At 61.1% G+C, this 16,697-nt stretch carries 17 protein-coding genes and 1 pseudogene; 7 read left to right on the top strand and 11 right to left on the bottom strand.

The features are described from left to right. Window positions 1-123: 123 nt before the first annotated feature. Window positions 124-1,404 carry a Zn-dependent hydrolase gene (locus HHL24_RS23885; protein WP_169487831.1) on the bottom strand — a complete coding sequence of 427 codons (1,281 nt, stop codon included), beginning with the start codon at window positions 1,402-1,404 and terminating at the stop codon, window positions 124-126. Continuing rightward, entirely contained in the window at window positions 1,370-1,687 is a 318-nt protein-coding gene (locus tag HHL24_RS23880; protein ID WP_169487830.1) for a hypothetical protein, read from the bottom strand. Before HHL24_RS23880 ends, HHL24_RS23885 begins: the two co-directional genes overlap by 35 nt. Window positions 1,688-1,744: 57 nt before the next feature. Here HHL24_RS23880 and HHL24_RS23875 point away from each other — a divergent pair, with 57 nt between their 5' ends. The 3 genes from HHL24_RS23875 (at window position 1,745) to HHL24_RS23865 (ending at window position 3,157) form a co-directional block, all read left to right on the top strand. Then, window positions 1,745-2,449, top strand: a complete 705-nt coding sequence (locus HHL24_RS23875) for a TetR/AcrR family transcriptional regulator (protein WP_169487829.1) — start codon at window positions 1,745-1,747, stop codon at window positions 2,447-2,449. A gap of 79 nt (window positions 2,450-2,528) precedes the next feature. Continuing rightward, window positions 2,529-2,765: a type II toxin-antitoxin system Phd/YefM family antitoxin gene (locus tag HHL24_RS23870; protein WP_169487828.1), complete on the top strand. Its 237-nt coding sequence runs from the start codon at window positions 2,529-2,531 to the stop codon at window positions 2,763-2,765. After that, a complete protein-coding gene (locus HHL24_RS23865; RefSeq protein ID WP_169487827.1) occupies window positions 2,762-3,157 on the top strand; it encodes a type II toxin-antitoxin system VapC family toxin in 396 nt (131 codons plus the stop codon). Before HHL24_RS23870 ends, HHL24_RS23865 begins: the two co-directional genes overlap by 4 nt. A 52-nt stretch (window positions 3,158-3,209) precedes the next feature. Here the strand turns inward: HHL24_RS23865 and boxA are convergent, their stop codons facing one another. From boxA to HHL24_RS23845, 4 genes are all read right to left on the bottom strand, one after another. Beyond that, the gene (boxA, locus tag HHL24_RS23860) at window positions 3,210-4,448 is read right to left on the bottom strand and encodes a benzoyl-CoA 2,3-epoxidase subunit BoxA (RefSeq protein WP_169487826.1); all 1,239 of its coding nucleotides are present in this window, start codon (window positions 4,446-4,448) and stop codon (window positions 3,210-3,212) included. A gap of 65 nt (window positions 4,449-4,513) precedes the next feature. Then, window positions 4,514-5,941: a benzoyl-CoA 2,3-epoxidase subunit BoxB gene (boxB, locus tag HHL24_RS23855; RefSeq protein WP_169487825.1), complete on the bottom strand. Its 1,428-nt coding sequence runs from the start codon at window positions 5,939-5,941 to the stop codon at window positions 4,514-4,516. Between the two features lie 91 nt (window positions 5,942-6,032). Then, window positions 6,033-7,703, bottom strand: a complete 1,671-nt coding sequence (boxC, locus tag HHL24_RS23850) for a 2,3-epoxybenzoyl-CoA dihydrolase (protein ID WP_169487824.1) — start codon at window positions 7,701-7,703, stop codon at window positions 6,033-6,035. A 117-nt stretch (window positions 7,704-7,820) separates the two neighbouring features. After that, window positions 7,821-8,825 carry a helix-turn-helix transcriptional regulator gene (locus HHL24_RS23845; RefSeq protein WP_169487823.1) on the bottom strand — a complete coding sequence of 335 codons (1,005 nt, stop codon included), beginning with the start codon at window positions 8,823-8,825 and terminating at the stop codon, window positions 7,821-7,823. Between the two features lie 182 nt (window positions 8,826-9,007). On the opposite strand from HHL24_RS23845, the gene HHL24_RS23840 reads away from it, so the two are divergent. The 4 genes and pseudogenes from HHL24_RS23840 to HHL24_RS45105 all read left to right on the top strand — a co-directional run. Further along, window positions 9,008-9,487 carry a DUF4863 family protein gene (locus HHL24_RS23840; protein ID WP_169487822.1) on the top strand — a complete coding sequence of 160 codons (480 nt, stop codon included), beginning with the start codon at window positions 9,008-9,010 and terminating at the stop codon, window positions 9,485-9,487. 231 nt (window positions 9,488-9,718) lie between these two features. Further along, window positions 9,719-11,320, top strand: coding sequence for a benzoate-CoA ligase family protein (locus tag HHL24_RS23835; RefSeq protein WP_169487821.1), 1,602 nt, complete (start codon window positions 9,719-9,721; stop codon window positions 11,318-11,320). Between the two features lie 8 nt (window positions 11,321-11,328). Continuing rightward, window positions 11,329-12,159 carry an alpha/beta fold hydrolase gene (locus tag HHL24_RS23830; protein ID WP_169487820.1) on the top strand — a complete coding sequence of 277 codons (831 nt, stop codon included), beginning with the start codon at window positions 11,329-11,331 and terminating at the stop codon, window positions 12,157-12,159. A 60-nt stretch (window positions 12,160-12,219) separates the two neighbouring features. Further along, window positions 12,220-12,318: pseudogene (locus tag HHL24_RS45105) on the top strand (alkaline phosphatase family protein); the annotation flags it as partial. 9 nt (window positions 12,319-12,327) lie between these two features. Here the strand turns inward: HHL24_RS45105 and HHL24_RS23820 are convergent. Genes HHL24_RS23820 through HHL24_RS23800 form a run of 5 tightly spaced genes read right to left on the bottom strand, consistent with a single transcriptional unit; the run spans window position 12,328 to window position 16,697 of the window. Continuing rightward, a complete protein-coding gene (locus tag HHL24_RS23820; protein WP_169487818.1) occupies window positions 12,328-13,617 on the bottom strand; it encodes an MSMEG_0569 family flavin-dependent oxidoreductase in 1,290 nt (429 codons plus the stop codon). A gap of 26 nt (window positions 13,618-13,643) precedes the next feature. After that, on the bottom strand, window positions 13,644-13,928 hold the full coding sequence (locus HHL24_RS23815; protein WP_169487817.1) for an MSMEG_0570 family nitrogen starvation response protein: 285 nt from the start codon (window positions 13,926-13,928) through the stop codon (window positions 13,644-13,646). A gap of 17 nt (window positions 13,929-13,945) precedes the next feature. Next, the gene (locus HHL24_RS23810) at window positions 13,946-15,121 is read right to left on the bottom strand and encodes an MSMEG_0565 family glycosyltransferase (RefSeq protein ID WP_169487816.1); all 1,176 of its coding nucleotides are present in this window, start codon (window positions 15,119-15,121) and stop codon (window positions 13,946-13,948) included. Next, window positions 15,118-16,101 carry a sll0787 family AIR synthase-like protein gene (locus HHL24_RS23805; protein ID WP_169487815.1) on the bottom strand — a complete coding sequence of 328 codons (984 nt, stop codon included), beginning with the start codon at window positions 16,099-16,101 and terminating at the stop codon, window positions 15,118-15,120. The genes HHL24_RS23810 and HHL24_RS23805 overlap by 4 nt, the downstream gene beginning before the upstream one ends. Continuing rightward, window positions 16,098-16,697 (bottom strand): MSMEG_0567/Sll0786 family nitrogen starvation N-acetyltransferase, encoded by a 600-nt coding sequence (locus tag HHL24_RS23800; RefSeq protein WP_169487814.1) that lies wholly within the window; start codon window positions 16,695-16,697, stop codon window positions 16,098-16,100. The genes HHL24_RS23805 and HHL24_RS23800 overlap by 4 nt, the downstream gene beginning before the upstream one ends.

The following is a 16,697-nucleotide window of genomic DNA, read 5'->3' as shown; positions in this document are numbered from 1 at the left end:
TCGATGTGAGGACGTAGCCGGTCCCGCCGGCTGCGCTGAAGCGAAGCCGGGGCGGCATGTTCTATGGGCACTACGGTGAGGCTGGTGAATCAACTACAACCCGCAACCGCAACCGCTAAAGCGTTATGAAACCGGCTCGCACGCTCGTCCGAGCATGGCGTGCAGCAAGACGTTAGCGCCCGCTTCGATCCATTCGAAGGTGGCGTCCTCGATCTCGTTGTGACTGATCCCGTCGACGCACGGCACGAACACCATCGAAGTCGGCGCGACTTGCGACAGATAACAGGCGTCGTGTCCCGCACCGGACACCATGTTGCGATGCGAATAGCCAAAACGTTCGGCTGCGGCGCGTACGGACTTCACGCAGGCTTCGTCGAAAGCGACCGGCGCGTAGTAAAAGATCTGTTCGAGTTCGGTTTCCAGCCCGATGCCCTTCGTGATATCCGCCACGCCTTGACGCAATGCGGCATCCATCTTCGCGAGCACCGCATCATCCGGATGACGAAAGTCGACAGTGAAGAACACGCGGCCCGGAATCACGTTGCGCGAGTTCGGATACACCTGCATCATGCCGACCGTCGCACAGCCGAACGGTGCGTTATCCAGCCCGATGCGATTGACCAGCTCGACCACGCGCGCGGCCCCGAGCAAAGCATCGCGACGGCGCGGCATCGGCGTCGGACCCGCATGCGCCTCTTGCCCCGTCAGCGTGATTTCGTACCAGCGCTGACCTTGCGCATCGGTCACCACGCCAATAGTTTTTTGCTCGGCTTCGAGAATCGGCCCTTGTTCGATGTGCAATTCGAATGCGGCATGCAACGGGCGGCCGCCGCAAGGAAGATCGCCCGCATAGCCAATGCGTTTGAGTTCCTCGCCGATGGTCTTGCCGTCCACGTCCTTGCGAGAGAGGCCGTAGTCCAGTGTGAAGACGCCGGCGAACACACCCGAGGCGACCATTGCGGGTGCGAAACGCGAGCCTTCCTCGTTGGTCCAGATCACCACTTCAACTGGATGCTCGGTCACGATACCGTGATCGTTCAGACTGCGGATGACTTCGAGTCCGCCGAGTACGCCGTAGATGCCGTCAAAGCGGCCGCCGGTCGGCTGCGAGTCGGCGTGCGAGCCGGTCATGACCGGCAACGCATCGGGATTGCGCCCGGCGCGGCGCATGAACACATTGCCCATCTGATCGACACTGACCGTGCAACCCGCTTCCTTCGCCCAACTGACGATCAGGTCGCGACCTTGTTTGTCGAGGTCGGTCAGCGCTAGCCGGCAGACGCCGCCTTTGGGCGTCGCGCCGATCTTCGCCATCGTCATCAGGCTGTCCCACAGCCGCTTGCCGTCGACCTTGATCGACGTATTTGGTTCAGCGTGCTTCAGCGCTTCGGATACCGCGTTCATTCGTCTCGCTCCTTTCGATGAACCGACATGAAACTGGTGCATAGGCGGCGGGTTTTGGGGCGTGGCCGCACGGCGGCGGTGCACATTCGACGCCTTCGATCGCCTCTTCATCAGAGGGCAAACCCTGGGGCATCACCCGCTCTCTCAATCCTGTCCAGTTGGACAGGTTGTAGACGATTAAGCCCGCCAAATCAATACCTTTCGTACGGTGGGAAACATAGCGAGAAGCGTGCCATTGCACTGCAGCACGCATTTTTCGACGGTCTCGAATGCGCGTGTCCATCCGCGCTCAAACGACTAGAATGAAGCGCGACGCGGCACACATGCCGATGAAGCCAACATGAGAGACAACAACGTGGCTGCCGACATCACGGAAAACGACGAGACACAGGACGAAACACGCGCACCTTTGCGGCGGCGCAAGGCGCACATTCGCGAGTCGAATGAAGCGCATTTATTGGCGTGCGCCGAAGCGGTTTTCGCAGAGCGAGGACTCGACGGAACCAGCACGGCGATGATCGCGGAACGTGCAGGCTTACCGAAAGCTAACCTGCATTACTACTTCCCGACAAAGCTCGCTTTGTACCGACGTGTGCTCGAAGACCTGTTCGAAGACTGGCATCGCGCGGCGGACACGTTCGAATGCAGCGACGATCCGGTCGAAGCGATTGGTGGATACGTGCGCGCGAAAATGGAGTTATCGCGCCGCCGGCCGTTAGGTTCGAAGGTGTGGGCGAGTGAGATCATCCACGGCGCGGAGCATATGGAGGACATTCTCACGGGGCGCGTGAAGCCGTGGCTGGACAGCCGGGTGAAGGTCATCGACGACTGGATCGCACGCGGGTTGCTGGCGCCGGTGAATGCACAAACACTGATGTACATGATCTGGGCGACGACCCAGCATTACGCCGACTTCGATGCGCAGATTCGCGCGCTTAAAGGCAAGCGCGCGCTGACGCAGAAGGCGTTCGAAGCAACGACTGAGGAAGTTGTGCAGTTGGTCATCCGGGCATGTGGGGCGGTGTCGCCGGCGCAGGGAAAATGATCAGTCGATCGATGACTACATTCGCCTAGTCATTTCCGTGTACAATAATGACTATAGGCAACTGACTATAGGAGCTATTGTGCAAGGCAATCTGGTATCGAAGTCTGAATTCAAGGCCAAGGCGCTCGAATTATTCCGGCAAGTGGAGTCGTCCGGCGAAAGCTTGATCGTCACTGACCATGGCAAACCGGCGCTTGAAGTGCGCCCCTATCGCGGCGTAGAACGCAGTCCGCTCGACGTGCTACGCGGCTCGGTCGTGCGTTACGACAATCCTACCGCTCCCATCGGAGAGGACGACTGGGAGGCGGCACAGTGATCGTTCTGGACACCCATACTCTGGTCTGGTGGGTCACCGGCGATCCGACGTTGAGCAAGAAAGCAAAGACCGCCATCGCGCACGAAATGGCCGGCGGTGAAATCATCGTGTCGGCTATTTCCGCATGGGAAATAGCCATGCTGGTGGAGCGAGAAAGGCTACTACTCTCGATGGACGTCAGCAGTTGGCTCGCCACCGTCTCGGCCATCGAAGCGGTACGCTTTGCACCTGTCGATGTGGAAATATCAACTAAGTCCGTCAATCTTCCCGGTGAGTTCCATAAGGACCCCGCCGATAGGATGATCGTCGCGACCGCGCGCAAGTTTGCAGTACCGCTAGTGACAAAAGACGAAAAAATTCGCGCGTATCCGCACGTTAAAACAATCTGGTAAAACCCGCCCGGCTCGCAGCGTGCGGGCCAATTCCCAGCCGGACGCTCGTCGTTCAATACGTCTCCAGATGCAGCCGCCCTTCCCGCTTCAGCTTCATCCATAACGCTTCCCAGTCGAGCTGGTGCTGTTCGCCGATTTCCTTGAGCGCCTGCAGCACACCGTCTTCCATACCCTTCAATCCACACACGTAGATATGCGTGTTGTCATCTTTGAGCATTTGAGCGACGTCGACCGCGCGCTCGCGCATCGCGTCCTGCACGTAACGCCTGGGTTGGCCCGGCGTGCGCGAAAACGCCAGATTGGTATCGATGAAATCCTTGGGCAGATTCGTCAGCGGCCCGAAGTACGGCAACTCTTCTTTCGTGCGCGCGCCAAAGAACAACATCAGCTTGCCAGTCGCCCCCTTCAGACGACGCCGCCTGCGATACTCGGTCATCGCGCGCATCGGCGCTGAGCCGGTGCCCGTGCAAATCATCAGCAGATGCGAGTTCGGATGATTCGGCATCAGGAACGTGCCGCCAAATGGGCCGATCACACTCACCACGTCGCCCTTCTTCAGATCGCACAGATAATTCGAGCAGATCCCATCGAGCGCGTCGCCGTGCTGCCGGGAAACGCGCTTCACGGTGAGAGAAACATTGTTATAGCCGGGCCGTTCGCCGTCGCGCGGGCTAGCAATCGAATACTGCCGCGCGTGATGCGTGCGGCCATCCGTGGTCGCCCCCGGCGGCAGGATGCCGATCGACTGGCCTTCCAGCACCGGAAAAGGCATCGAACCGAAATCGAGCACGATGTGATGAATGTCGCTATCGGTCGAGCCGTCGGTGAGCCGGTAGTTGCCGACCACTGTCGCGGTAGTCGGCGCTTTGTGCGTGTAGAGATTCACGTATGGTTTCGCAGCGGACCACGGCGGCACGACCGACCCGCGCACGGTATCGACTTCAATACCACTCGCGTCTGCGGGCGTATCGCCTGACGACCCTGCAGCGGCATCTTCCGGCGCTGGCACGGCCATCGTGTTCTGCTCGGGCAGCACGTCCCATTTGAACTGCTCGTCGATGGGATACGCATCGGCCTTCAGCACGGTGCGCCAGTTATCGATCGCACCGGTAGGACACGGCGGCACGCACGCCATACAGCCATTGCAGACATCCGCCTTGACCACGTAATTGTTCTCGTCGTGCGTGATCGCATCGACCGGGCAAGTCTCTTCGCAGGTGTTACAGCGAATGCAGATTTCCGGATCGATCAGATGCTGCCTGAGAACTTCGATCGATACTGGGCCGTTCATGACTTCCTCCACCCTATATTCGTGCGGATACGACGCTGCACGCCACACGTTTTTAATCGTCGTACTCAGTTGAAGCGCACGTATTCGAAATCGACCGGCTGGCGGTTCACGCCCATTGCCGGCGGCGCAATCCAGTTCGCGAACTTGCCGGGCTCGGTGACGCGGCCCATCAGCGAAGCGACATACGCGCGATCTTCCGGCGTGGCGAGCCACTTCGCTTCGTTCGCGGCCCATTCGGTCTCGCTGATCACACGGCCATCCGGCGACACACGGGTACCGGCAAACGTGCCGATCTGCCGATTGAATGCTTTATGCGGCACCGTCATGCGGAAATCGATGCCGGCCTTCTCGAGCACCTTGTTCCAACGGCCGACGCCCGCCACCGAATCTTTAATGTAGTCGTCGCGCAGCACTTCATTCATGGCGTTGAGCATCGGCACTTCGCGCTCGACCAGTTTGCCGTCCTGCACGTCGAGCAGCTTATAGCTTTGACCGATCAATTGATGATCGTCGTCGCGCTTGTTCTCTTCATAGCGGCCCTTCAGGCCTGAGCTATAGAACGTGGCCGCATTCGAAGAATGATCGGCGCCGAACAAGTCGATCGTCACCGAGTAATGGAAGTTCAGATAACGCTGGATAGTCGGCAGATCGATCACGCCGGCCGCGCGAATCTTCGCGACGTCATCCGTGCCCAGTTCGTTCGTTACTTGCGCAGTGCGCTGGATCACGCGCGACACGCCCGATTCGCCAACGAACATGTGATGCGCTTCTTCGGTCAGCATGAACTTCGTGGTGCGCGCAAGCGGATCGAAACCCGACTCGGCGAGCGCCGACAACTGGAACTTGCCGTCGCGGTCGGTAAAGTACGTGAACATGTAGAACGCAAGCCAGTCCGGCGTTTTCTCGTTAAAGGCCCCGAGAATGCGCGGATTGTCGTCATCACCCGAACGGCGGCCGAGCAACGCTTCGGCTTCCTCACGTCCATCGCGGCCGAAGTATCGGTGCAGCAGATACACCATCGCCCACAGGTGGCGGCCTTCTTCCACGTTCACCTGAAACAGGTTGCGCAGGTCGTACATTGACGGCGCAGTCAAACCCAGATGCCGTTGCTGCTCGACCGAAGCCGGTTCCGTATCGCCTTGCGTGACGATAATGCGGCGCAGATTCGCACGATGCTCGCCGGGCACGTCCTGCCACGCGGCTTCACCCTTGTGCTCGCCGAAATGAATCTTGCGGTCCTGCTCGCCGGGCGTGAGGAAAATGCCCCAGCGATAGTCCGGCATCTTCACGTGATCGAAATGCGCCCAACCGCCCGCGTCGACGCTCACCGCCGTGCGCAGATACACGTCATAGCCATGCGAGCCTTCCGGGCCCATATCGCCCCACCACGACAGAAAATTCGGCTGCCATTGTTCGAGCGCGCGCTGCAGTGCACGGTCGTCGGCGAGATTGACGTTGTTCGGAATCTTTTCGCTGTAGTTGATCGTTGACATGGTCGGTTCCTTGGTCGGAATACAGAGCTTGCAGATGAGAGGCGCGTATCAGGCAGTGGCGTGGCTTTCAGTTGCGGCGCGTCGCAAAGAATCAAACGCGCGAGACGTCGAATTGCGCCTTGCTGCCCTTGCCGTACACCTTGAGCGCGCCCTTTTCACCCACTGCGTTCGGCCGGTTGAAGATCCAGTTCTGCCAGGCGGTGAGACGCCCGAAAATACGCGTCTCCATCGTTTCCGGGCCATTAAAGCGCAGATTCGCTTCCAGGCCGGTCAATGCATCCGGCGACATCGCCGCGCGTTCTTCGAGCGCGATGCGGATTTCGTCTGCCCAATCGATATCGTCGGGCGACGCGGTCACGAGGCCAAGACGCTCGGCTTCAACGGGCTTGATCGCCTGGCCGATTTTCGAACGCACGGCGTCGAGCGGTTCGGCTTCTTCATAGAAGCGACGAGCGAGGCGCGATTGATGCGTGACCATCGGATAGAGACCGAAGTTGACTTCCGACAGCGTGATTGCCGGTTCTTCGTCTTCGTTGCTCGGCAGTGCCGCCATATAGCTGCGGTCGCAGGCGAACGCGAGTTCCGCGAAGGTGCCCGCAAAGCACGAGCCCGGTTCGATCAGCGCGAACAGCGAACGCGACGACACGTCGATACGCGCCAGCGTGCGGCGCAAGAGGCCAATGGTCTCGCGCACGAACCAGTGGTCCTTGTGTTGCATCAGCGTGGCGTCGGCGGCGAGCAGGTTACGGGCCTCGCCTTCGGTCTTGAAGACCCAGGTGCCAACCTCGAGTTCGTTGGTGCGCATCGACAGGATCGCGTCGTCGAGTTCGCGGGCGAACTGCAGCGGCCACCAGCTCGTGCCGGCGGCGACGATCGCATCGATCTCCGTGGGTTGCTCGGCTTGCGGCGCTTTCGCCGTGAAGGTGGCGATGCGCTTCGCACGATCGATCGTGATGTCGAGCGTTTTATAAGTCAGGCCGTCTTCGCGATCGGTGCGTTCGATACGCGTGAGCATTACGCCTTGTGCGTCCGACGGACGATCGCTCTGTTCGGCGAGTTCGAGTGCGCGAGCCTGGATCGTTTGGTCGAACTGATTCGGCTTCACGACTTCATCCACGAGACGCCATGCTTTTGCCCGCTCGCCGCGAACGCCTTCGACCACCGTACAGAAGATGTCCGCACGATCGTGACGCACCTTGCGTTTATCGGTGACACGCGTCAGGCCGCCCGTGCCTGGCAGCACGCCCAGTAGCGGCACTTCCGGCAGCGATACCGACGACGAGCGATCATCCACCAGATAGATTTCGTCGCAAGCAAGCGCGAGTTCGTAACCGCCGCCGGCGCACGCACCGTTCACGGCAGCGAGAAACTTCAGACCTGAATAACGCGACGAGTCTTCCAGACCGTTGCGCGTTTCGTTGGTGAACTTGCAGAAGTTGACCTTCCACGCATGCGTGGACAGGCCCAGCATGAAGATGTTCGCGCCCGAGCAGAACACGCGGTCCTTCAGGCTCGTCAGCACCACCGTTTTGACTTCAGGATGCTCGAAGCGGATGCGCTGTATCGCGTCGTGCAGTTCGATATCGACGCCGAGGTCGTATGAATTCAGCTTCAGCTTGTAGCCGTCCCGGATGCCGCCGTCCTCGGCAATGTCGATGCCGAGCGTCGCGACGGGACCGTTGAAACTCAGCTTCCAATGCTTGTATTGCGAGGGATCGGTGCGGTAGTCGACCGGCGCGATTGCGGTTTCTGCTGCGGACATGGGGCGTCTCCTGACTGGACGATGCAAAACTTGTTTTTTGAACAATAATGCATCATCACCCCCAAGTAAAGCACTTTAGTGCATGTTCGCTAGTAAACCCTGAACCCGCACTGCACGTCAGATCACCCGTGCGTCATCCGGCGATTCCGCCGCGAGCCTTGCGGCAAGCCGGTCGCGCAGTTGCAAGTAGGCGTCGGCCAAGGTTTTTTCGCTGGTGTCGAAGGTCATGTCGGCGCGGCCGTACAGTTCGCTGCGCCCCGCCAGGATGCGTTTGAGGTCGTCCATCGCTTCCTTGTTGCCGGACATCGGCCGCAGGTCGCCTTGCGCGACGACACGGCGCATGTGCTCTTCCGGCGTGGCTTGCAACCATACGGTGAAGCAATGCGACAGCAGCGCATTGAAGGTGCCCGACTCCGACACCAGGCCGCCTGGCGACGCGATCACCGCGCGCTCGTGTTCCTGAATCACTGCCTCGAGCGCCCGGTGTTCATAACGCCGGTAAGCACTCGCGCCATAGAGGGAATGAATCTCCGACGGCGGGCAGCCGGCGAGTTGCTCGATCACGCGCGTGAGTTCGACGAACGGCACCTTGCGCTCCTGCGCCAGCATCCGTCCAAAGGTCGACTTGCCGGCCCCGCGTAAGCCGATCAGCGCGATCCGGTCCTTGCGATGCGGGTCGCGCGGCGCTTGCGCGAACATCTCGGCAAGCGCCACGCGGGCGCGCTGCAACGCCGCCTGGTCGCGCCCTTGCAGCAGTTCGCGGATCAGCAGCCATTCGGCGGAGGCGGTGGTTTCGTCGCCGATTACTTCGGCCAGCGGGCAGTTCAGCGTCGCCGCGATCTGACGCAGCACTAGAACCGACGCATTACCCACGCCGGATTCCAGATTCGCCAGATGACGCTCCGACAAGCCGGTTTCGGTCGCCAGCGTCTTGCGCGTCATGCCGCGGCGCGCGCGCAGCAGGCGCACGCGCTCGCCCATCGCCGTCAGAAAAGGATCGCGCTCTTCGCGCTCGCCGCCGCGCTCCGTCGCGCGCTCGGCTCCGCTATCGGCCCGACCCGTGCGGCTTGCGTCTTCATCGGCAGGATCTTCCAGCGGCGCGGAAGTGTAATTCTGATTCATGTTTAACTGCCTCTTGAATACGTTACATGTACTATAGTGCTTGACAGGCATTGGGTGAGCGGTTAATTTTCGCCAAATATTGATCCAATAACAAACGCTGTCGAGGTTTTTCGGCAACGTCACGGAAACGGCGCGACAACACGCATGCATTAAGGTGCGTGCGCGCTGATCTGGAGGCTCGCATGTCCCCCCATGACTTCCAACGCCTGATTGCGGGCGTGACTGAGCAACTCGCCGGCAGGCCGCTCGACGGCACGCTGGCCGCGTGGCTCAACGACACCTATCCCGCGGACAGCGCGACCTTCCGCGATCTGACGGAGGCCTGCCGCACCGGCGTGGCCGAAGGCTGGCTATGCAACCGCGAAGGCGGCGGCATTCGCTATGGCCGGATCTTCAAGGCATTGCCGGATACCCACGGCTTTTCCGTCGACGTAGTCGATATGAAGGATATTGCCGGTCCGCATCACGTTCACCCGAACGGCGAAATCGATCTGATCATGCCGCTCACCGAAGGCGCCACCTTCGACGGTCATCCGGCCGGCTGGTGCGTGTACGGCCCCGGTAGCGCACATCGTCCGACCGTCGCGAATGGGCAGGCGCTGGTGCTGTATCTGCTGCCGCAAGGCGCGATCGAATTCACCGCCATCCCACCTTCCGCCTGAGACGCGCCATGACCGAACCATTGAAAAACTCGGCGGCCTGCGCGCACTGGGTTTCTATCACAGGCGCTCGGCCGTTCAGGCATCGAGCGCTGCAATCGACGCGCTGACTCAAACCACGCATTTGCCCGCAGCGTAGCGGCACGAGACAAGCATCAAGGAGTCAGTCTGCAAGCATCGAGCGGATCATGAGCACATAACGGCCGGACCGCCCCCACACGATGGAGGAGACATATGGAAGCCCTGCTGGAACCGGCTGCGAGCCAGCCCGCCGTGACGGTCGAACCGCCGCCCGCGGTGTTCAATTTCGCGGCCTACCTGTTTCGTCTGAACGAATCGCGCGCTGGCAAGACCGCCTATATAGACGACACCGGCACCACGACTTACGGTGAACTCGAAGATCGGGCCCGGCGCTTCGCGAGCGCATTGCGCACACTCGGCGTGCATCCGGAAGAACGCGTGCTACTGGTGATGCTCGATACCATCGAACTGCCCATCGCCTTTCTCGGGGCGCTCTATGCGGGCGTCGTGCCGGTCGTCGCGAACACGCTGCTCACCGCTGCCGACTACGTGTACATGCTGACGCACAGCCACGCGCGCGCGGTGATCGCGTCGGGCGCATTGCTGCCGAATGTCACGCAGGCGATGGATACCGCCGAACACGACGGTTGTCAGTTGATCGTCTCACAGCCGCCCGCAAGCGACGAAAGCGAGCCTTTAACCGCGCCGCGACTGAAAGATCTGATCGACGCGGCCACACCGGCTATCAAAGCATGCACGACGGGTTGCGACGATATCGCGTTCTGGCTGTATTCGTCAGGCTCGACCGGAAAACCTAAAGGCACGGTCCACACGCATGCGAATCTGTACTGGACTGCGGAGTTGTATGCGAAGCCGATTCTTGGCATCGTCGAAAGCGATGTGGTTTTCTCGGCGGCCAAATTGTTCTTTGCGTATGGTCTGGGTAACGGCCTGACATTCCCGCTTTCGGTCGGCGCTACGGCCGTGTTGATGGCCGAGCGCCCCACCGCCGACGCCATTTTCTCGCGCCTCGTACGGCATCGCCCGACCGTTTTCTACGGTGTGCCGACGCTGTACGCGAGCATGCTTGTCTCGCCCAACCTGCCCGCGCGCGCCGATGTCGCGATGCGCGTGTGCACGTCGGCGGGCGAAGCGTTGCCACGCGAAATCGGTGAGCGCTTCACGGCGCACTTCGGCTGCGAGATTCTTGACGGCATCGGCTCGACCGAAATGCTGCACATCTTTCTGTCGAATCGCGCCGGTGCTGTCGAATACGGCACAACGGGCCGCCCTGTGCCCGGCTATGAAGTTGAATTGCGCGACGAAGCCGGTCACGCGGTGCCCGACGGCGAAATCGGCGATCTGTACATCAAAGGGCCGAGCGCGGCACTCATGTACTGGAGCAATCGCGAGAAATCGCGCGCGACGTTCCTCGGCGAATGGATTCGCAGCGGCGACAAGTACTGCCGCCTCGCGAACGGCTGCTACGTGTATGCGGGCCGCAGCGATGACATGCTCAAAGTGAGCGGCCAGTATGTATCGCCCGTCGAGGTTGAAATGGTCCTGGTGCAGCACGATGCGGTGCTGGAAGCGGCGGTGGTCGGCGTCGATCACGGCGGCCTCGTCAAGACCCGTGCGTTCGTGGTGTTGAAGCGTGAATTCGCGCCGTCTGAGATACTCGCGGATGAGTTGAAGTCTTTCGTCAAGGACCGGCTTGCGCCGCATAAGTATCCGCGCGACATCCTGTTCGTCGACGATTTGCCGAAAACCGCTACCGGTAAGATCCAACGCTTCAAACTGCGCGAACTGTCATAAGGTGATCCATGCAGAACCCCGTAACCACGGCCTTAGCTAGCAACTTCGCGGAACTGCCCGCCACGGCATCGCATGGGCCGTTACGCATTGAATATCGTTGGGTGAATGAAGCGGCGGGCAATGCACCGATCGCCGTATTCCTGCATGAAGGACTCGGATCGATTGCCATGTGGCGCGACTGGCCGCTAGCCTTGTGCGAGCGGCTCGGCATGCGTGGCCTCGTCTATTCGCGGCCCGGTTATGGACTCTCCACACCGCGTGCGCACCACGTCAAATGGCCGGTCGATTTTATGACCGCACAAGCGCGCGATATCCTGCCCGCTTTGTTCGACGCACTCGATATCAACATGCAGGAGCGTAAGCGCATGTGGATCATCGGCCATAGCGACGGCGGCTCGATCACGCTGCTCTACGCGGCGCTGCATCCGGATGAATTGGCCGGCGCGGTGGCAATCGCACCGCATGTATTCGTCGAAGACATCTCAGTGGAAAGCATCGCGCAGACCAAGCAGCTCTATGAAACCACTGATCTGCGCAGTAAGCTCAGCCGCTATCACGCCGACGTCGATTCCGCGTTTTATGGCTGGAACGATATCTGGCTGAATCCGTCATTCAGGGAATGGCGCATCGTCGGTGAACTGGCCGCCATCAAGCAACCTTTGCTCGCGGTGCAAGGCAACGACGACAACTACGGCACGATGGCACAGATCGATACGATCGGCGAGCGCGTGCCGCATGCGCAATTGGTCAAACTCGACGCGTGTGGGCACTCGCCGCATCGCGATGCGCCGGACGCGTTGAACGAGGCGATTGCGGCGTTTATTTCGCGGCAGGGTTGAACGCCGTCAAGGCCACCGCCTCCCACTTGCGCGCGCAGGTTATCGCGACTTCTATAGCCGGCAGATCCCGACGTGGGGAGCAAGACCGTGCTGCTGATCAACTACGACGAGAACGACGGCTTCTTCGACCACGTGGCGCCGCCGTTCGCACCGGCATCGAGCGCAGTCTCAAGCTGCCACTGCCGCCCTCACCGACGCGCGCTCGCACATCTTCTCCCGAATCGCCTGCACGACAAACTCCGCATCCCGCGCGACGCCTGAGAAGCGCCCTGAACCCCATGTATGCAGCCACGGCAGGCCGACGAAATACAAACCGTCGATCGGCGTGATGCCACGGGTATGCGCTGGATAACCTCGACCGTTGAATACCGGTGCATCGAGCCAGCTAAAGTCCGGCGTAAAACCGATGCACCACACGATGGCCGAAATGCCGCTAGCGTGAAGATCGAGTGTCGTACGTTCTTCGACCGGCCGCCAGACGGGTTCGTAGACTTCACCCGCGGGCGCGTCGATGCCATGCTTTTCAATGAAGCCGTCGATGCTCGCGTTGATCCGGTTATACGTGTCGTCTGCGGCGTCGAGATTAGCGGCGAGCGTCGGTGCGAAATGGAATTGCCCGTCGCGCAGATCGTCGAGCCTGCCGTACAGTTCCATGCCTTCAGCGGCGAACTTGCGCAGGTCAATGTCGCGCCCGCCGTCGCGGCCGGTCACATAGTGATTGGTGTTGTCGCGCACGCCTTCGCGCAACGGATGCTTTTCGACCGGCATGTCGTAGTATTGCATGTCGGCGAGCCAATCGACCACGTCACGCCCCCGATAGAAGCGCGCGCAGCGCGGCGCCTCGCCGACCGCGAGAACCACCTTGCGCCCGGCCAGATGCAAGTCCTCCGCGATCTGCGCGCCGGATTGCCCCGTACCGACCACCATGACCGCGCCTTCGGGCAAAACCTGTGGATTCCGATACGCCGACGATTGCAACTGCACGATGCTTGCAGGCAAGCGCTCCGCGAGACGCGGCACGATCGGCGTGTGATAGCCGCCCGAGGCGACCACCACCTGATCCGCGGTGAACTCGCCTTGCGTGGTCACGATCGTATAGACGCCGTCGTCGCGCTGCTTCACGCGTTTGACTTCCGCATGCTCGATCACCGGCGCATCGACGTGCGCGATGAAACCGTCGAGATAGTCGATGATCTCGTCCTTCCTCATGAACCCGTGCGGATCGTCGCCCTGGTAGGGGTAGCCGGGCAATGCACATTGCCAGTTCGGCGTCACGAGACAAAACGCATCCCAGCGCTGCTGACGCCACGTATGCGTCACTGTGTTCTTTTCCACGACCAGATGGTCGATGCCCGCCTGCTTGAGGTAATAGCTGACCGACAGACCCGCCTGCCCGCCACCGACGACGAGCACGCTGTAATGGCCGTCAGCGCGTGCGTGATGTGCTGGATTCGACATGATGCTTCCTCTGCAAAAATGAGCGTCTAGCTGAATTCGATAACCTTGACGGTCGCCTCAGGCTGTTCGCGAAAGCGCTCGGCGCCGCGTTCGATCTGTGCGAGCTGATCCATTGCCGCCGAGCAGGCAAAGCCGTACTTCTCGCGCACGCGCTCCGACGCGATACCTAACGCCTGCCGCGAACGTTCGACGAAATCGTCCAGCGCATAGGCCTCGCCAGGTTTAAAGAAATCGCCAATGACGAGCGACGGCGAATAACAGTTCGCTTCATCGCCATCGGGCCACTGAATCCGAAAGTGCATGACAGGCATCGCAAATCCTCAATCGATCAATGAATAACCAGCGCGCGCGTTGCAAGCAATTGGCGGTAGACGTCGACGTGACGCCGTGCGCTTGCCGGCCAGCTAAAGCGTGCGAGTAACGCGGGCACTGCCCGGTCGAAATCAATACGGCAACCGCCGCCGGTGAGAACAAGCAGCAGGGCCGCCGCTATCGACTCGACATCGGCCGGGTTTGCCCAGCAACAGGTGGTGTCGTCGAGATACTCGGTGAACGGTGCGATTGCCGAGGCAACCACCGGCGTGCCGCTAGCCAGCGCTTCCAGCACCACCAAACCGAAGCCCTCGCGCAACGACACCATCGACAGCACGTCGGCGCTGCGAAAGAGGCCGGGCATGGCGGCGTCATCGAACGGTCCGGTCACCACCACGTTTTCGTGTGGACCGATCGATAGCCCCAACTCCGCCGCGCGCTTAAGCAGGCTGCGGGCATAGACGTCGTGGTCCAGCAGGCTCGCGCCGCCGGCGATCACGAGTTGTGCGCCCGGCAACGCCCGGCGCACAGACGCGAACGCTTCGAGCAGCGCGAGCGTATTCTTGCGCGCTTCGATACCGCCTACTGAGAGCACGATCGGGCCGCCGTCAATGCCCATGCGCTGCCTGAACTGCGAATCACGCACGTCCTCGTCAGGCGTGAAGCGCGCAACGTCGACGCCGTTCGGCACCGTCAGCGCCGCAATGCCGAAAGTCGAACGCATCTCGCGAGTCCATATATCGCTGACACACAACACCTGCTCCGCATCCTCGTACGCCCGCCGCTGCCATGCAGCGAGACGTGGATCGTCGAAATGATCCAAATGATGAACAGTGCGGATGAAACCGCGGACGAGACCCTGTGCTCTCAGTTCGGCGAGTGCGTTGCCGCTGATACTGTCCTGCGCGTGCAGCACATCGAACGACCACGCGTCGTGTTCCATCAAGGTTTGCTTGAATGCATGAATGCGCGCCTCCACCATGGCTGCCGTGCCGGCCTGAGACAACGTGATCGGCGCATAGACCACGCGGCACGGCGGCAGGCGAAACAGCGCCTCGCCCGGCACGGCCGGTGCGAAGACCGTCACGTCATGACCGAGCGCTGTCAATGCGGTTGCCAGTTCAAGCGTATGCACGACCCCGCCGCGTGGGTTGACCGAATGTGTCAGCAACGCAATACGCAACGCGTTCATCGCGGACCGTCCTTCGCAACCATGAACGGCTCGCGATTGAAATCCCACAACACCACAGCCTCATCGTGCTGATGCAACACCACTTCAGACGTCGCATCGACCGAACCGATCACGGCGCAAGCGAGCGAACGCGAATCGAACTGGGCCTGCACCGCGTCCACATGGTCTTCCCTCACCGAGAGCAGATAGCCGAAGCTCGGAAACGCGGTGACCCAGCGCGCCCAGGGAACGTCCGCAGGCTTCGGAATACGATCGAGATCGATCCGTGCCCCCACCCCCGAGCACTCGAGCAACATCAGTGCCGTGCCGAGTGTGCCAGCCATGCTGATGTCCTTCGCCGCGTCGCAGAAGCCACTTTCCGCTAACAGCGGAAGGAGTTCGAGATCCGCTCTCAAACGGTCGCGCGGCGCATCCACCGACGCATTCCAGAACGGATACGGTTCCTCAAAGCGGCCGCGCAAATCGACGGCCATCATCAACCGGTCACCGGGCTTCGCATTGAAACTCGACAGCAGCGCCTTCGCGCGCCCCACGATCGACACCGCCAGTTGCGCCGCATCGCTGCGCGTATTCGTATGACCGCCTACGATCGGCACACCATAAGCGACGGAGGCCGCTGCCATACCCGCGAGCACGTCCTCGGCTGCGCCGATGCCTCGACTCCATAGCGCGTCGACCACCGCCAGCGGCCGGCCGCCCATCGCGTAGATATCGCTGACGTTGACCATCACGCTGCTGTAGCCAGCGAACCATGGCATCGCGCTCACGAAATCGCTGACCATGCCTTCGATTGCGAACAGCAGGTAACCATCGCCATCGGCAATGGCCGCGCAATCGTCGCCAAGCGCGACTGCCTGCGCGAGATCTTGCGTGCCGCCAGGCAGACGCCGTGCGAGGGAGCCGACCACATCGACGATATCCGTCTTGTGCCGAAATCCGCGACTCTCGCGCAGGCTGGCAACGAGTTCCGCCACGCTCATGCCGCGCTCCGTGCCGAAACCAGGCCATGCGGTCGCGTGTGAGTCACGAAGCCGCTATACGGCGTCACACATGGCGGATACCAGTCCAGCTGAGCCTGCATCAGATGATGCGGCCGCCCCAATAACATTTCTTCGGCGAGCACATCCCAATGCATCGCCCGAAAGAGCGGCTCGTTCTGGCTCTGCACATGCGCGAGGAAGGTCTCGCAGCCGAGCGCATGGGCGCTGCTCACCGCAAGACGGATCAGCGTCGCGCCGATCTTGCCGTGGCGGCGAAACGCGGCATGCACGGCCAGACGCGAACCGAACCACACGTTGCCCTCATCGCGATGAATCCGCACCGTACCGACCACCTGCTCCGGCATGCCGGCCACACAACTCACTGCGACCAGTTGCTGCGCGTGCATGTCGATATCATCCCGATCGTCGCCGACGAAAATGCCCTGCTCGATGCAGAACACCGCCCGCCGCAGCTTGTACGCTTCATCGGCTTCCCAATCCAGCGTGGTCCATTTGATGCGGAATTCGCTCGGCGCATAAGGTACGAAAGCCACTTCGCCATTGAGCGCCTCGCCTGCAATCGCTTCACCGAACAT

The sequence above is a fragment of the Paraburkholderia polaris genome (genome assembly GCF_012927345.1).
GTDB lineage: Bacteria > Pseudomonadota > Gammaproteobacteria > Burkholderiales > Burkholderiaceae > Paraburkholderia > Paraburkholderia polaris.
Note: the sequence above shows the minus strand (reverse complement) of the source record. Positions and strands in the feature narration are given on the sequence as shown.

Excerpts from the sequence above, each read along its gene's own strand:
- HHL24_RS23845 (WP_169487823.1), bottom strand. The coding sequence starts at position 8,825 with ATGAATCAGAATTACACTTCCGCGCCGCTGGAAGATCCTGCCGATGAA.
- HHL24_RS23875 (WP_169487829.1), top strand. The coding sequence starts at position 1,745 with ATGAGAGACAACAACGTGGCTGCCGACATCACGGAAAACGACGAGACA.
- HHL24_RS23805 (WP_169487815.1), bottom strand. The coding sequence starts at position 16,101 with ATGAGCGTGGCGGAACTCGTTGCCAGCCTGCGCGAGAGTCGCGGATTT.
- HHL24_RS23830 (WP_169487820.1), top strand. The coding sequence starts at position 11,329 with ATGCAGAACCCCGTAACCACGGCCTTAGCTAGCAACTTCGCGGAACTG.
- HHL24_RS23885 (WP_169487831.1), bottom strand. The coding sequence starts at position 1,404 with ATGAACGCGGTATCCGAAGCGCTGAAGCACGCTGAACCAAATACGTCG.
- HHL24_RS23820 (WP_169487818.1), bottom strand. The coding sequence starts at position 13,617 with ATGTCGAATCCAGCACATCACGCACGCGCTGACGGCCATTACAGCGTG.
- HHL24_RS23840 (WP_169487822.1), top strand. The coding sequence starts at position 9,008 with ATGTCCCCCCATGACTTCCAACGCCTGATTGCGGGCGTGACTGAGCAA.
- HHL24_RS23880 (WP_169487830.1), bottom strand. The coding sequence starts at position 1,687 with ATGGACACGCGCATTCGAGACCGTCGAAAAATGCGTGCTGCAGTGCAA.
- HHL24_RS23815 (WP_169487817.1), bottom strand. The coding sequence starts at position 13,928 with ATGCCTGTCATGCACTTTCGGATTCAGTGGCCCGATGGCGATGAAGCG.
- boxB (WP_169487825.1), bottom strand. The coding sequence starts at position 5,941 with ATGTCAACGATCAACTACAGCGAAAAGATTCCGAACAACGTCAATCTC.
- boxC (WP_169487824.1), bottom strand. The coding sequence starts at position 7,703 with ATGTCCGCAGCAGAAACCGCAATCGCGCCGGTCGACTACCGCACCGAT.
- HHL24_RS23800 (WP_169487814.1), bottom strand. The coding sequence starts at position 16,697 with ATGTTCGGTGAAGCGATTGCAGGCGAGGCGCTCAATGGCGAAGTGGCT.
- HHL24_RS23810 (WP_169487816.1), bottom strand. The coding sequence starts at position 15,121 with ATGAACGCGTTGCGTATTGCGTTGCTGACACATTCGGTCAACCCACGC.
- boxA (WP_169487826.1), bottom strand. The coding sequence starts at position 4,448 with ATGAACGGCCCAGTATCGATCGAAGTTCTCAGGCAGCATCTGATCGAT.
- HHL24_RS23835 (WP_169487821.1), top strand. The coding sequence starts at position 9,719 with ATGGAAGCCCTGCTGGAACCGGCTGCGAGCCAGCCCGCCGTGACGGTC.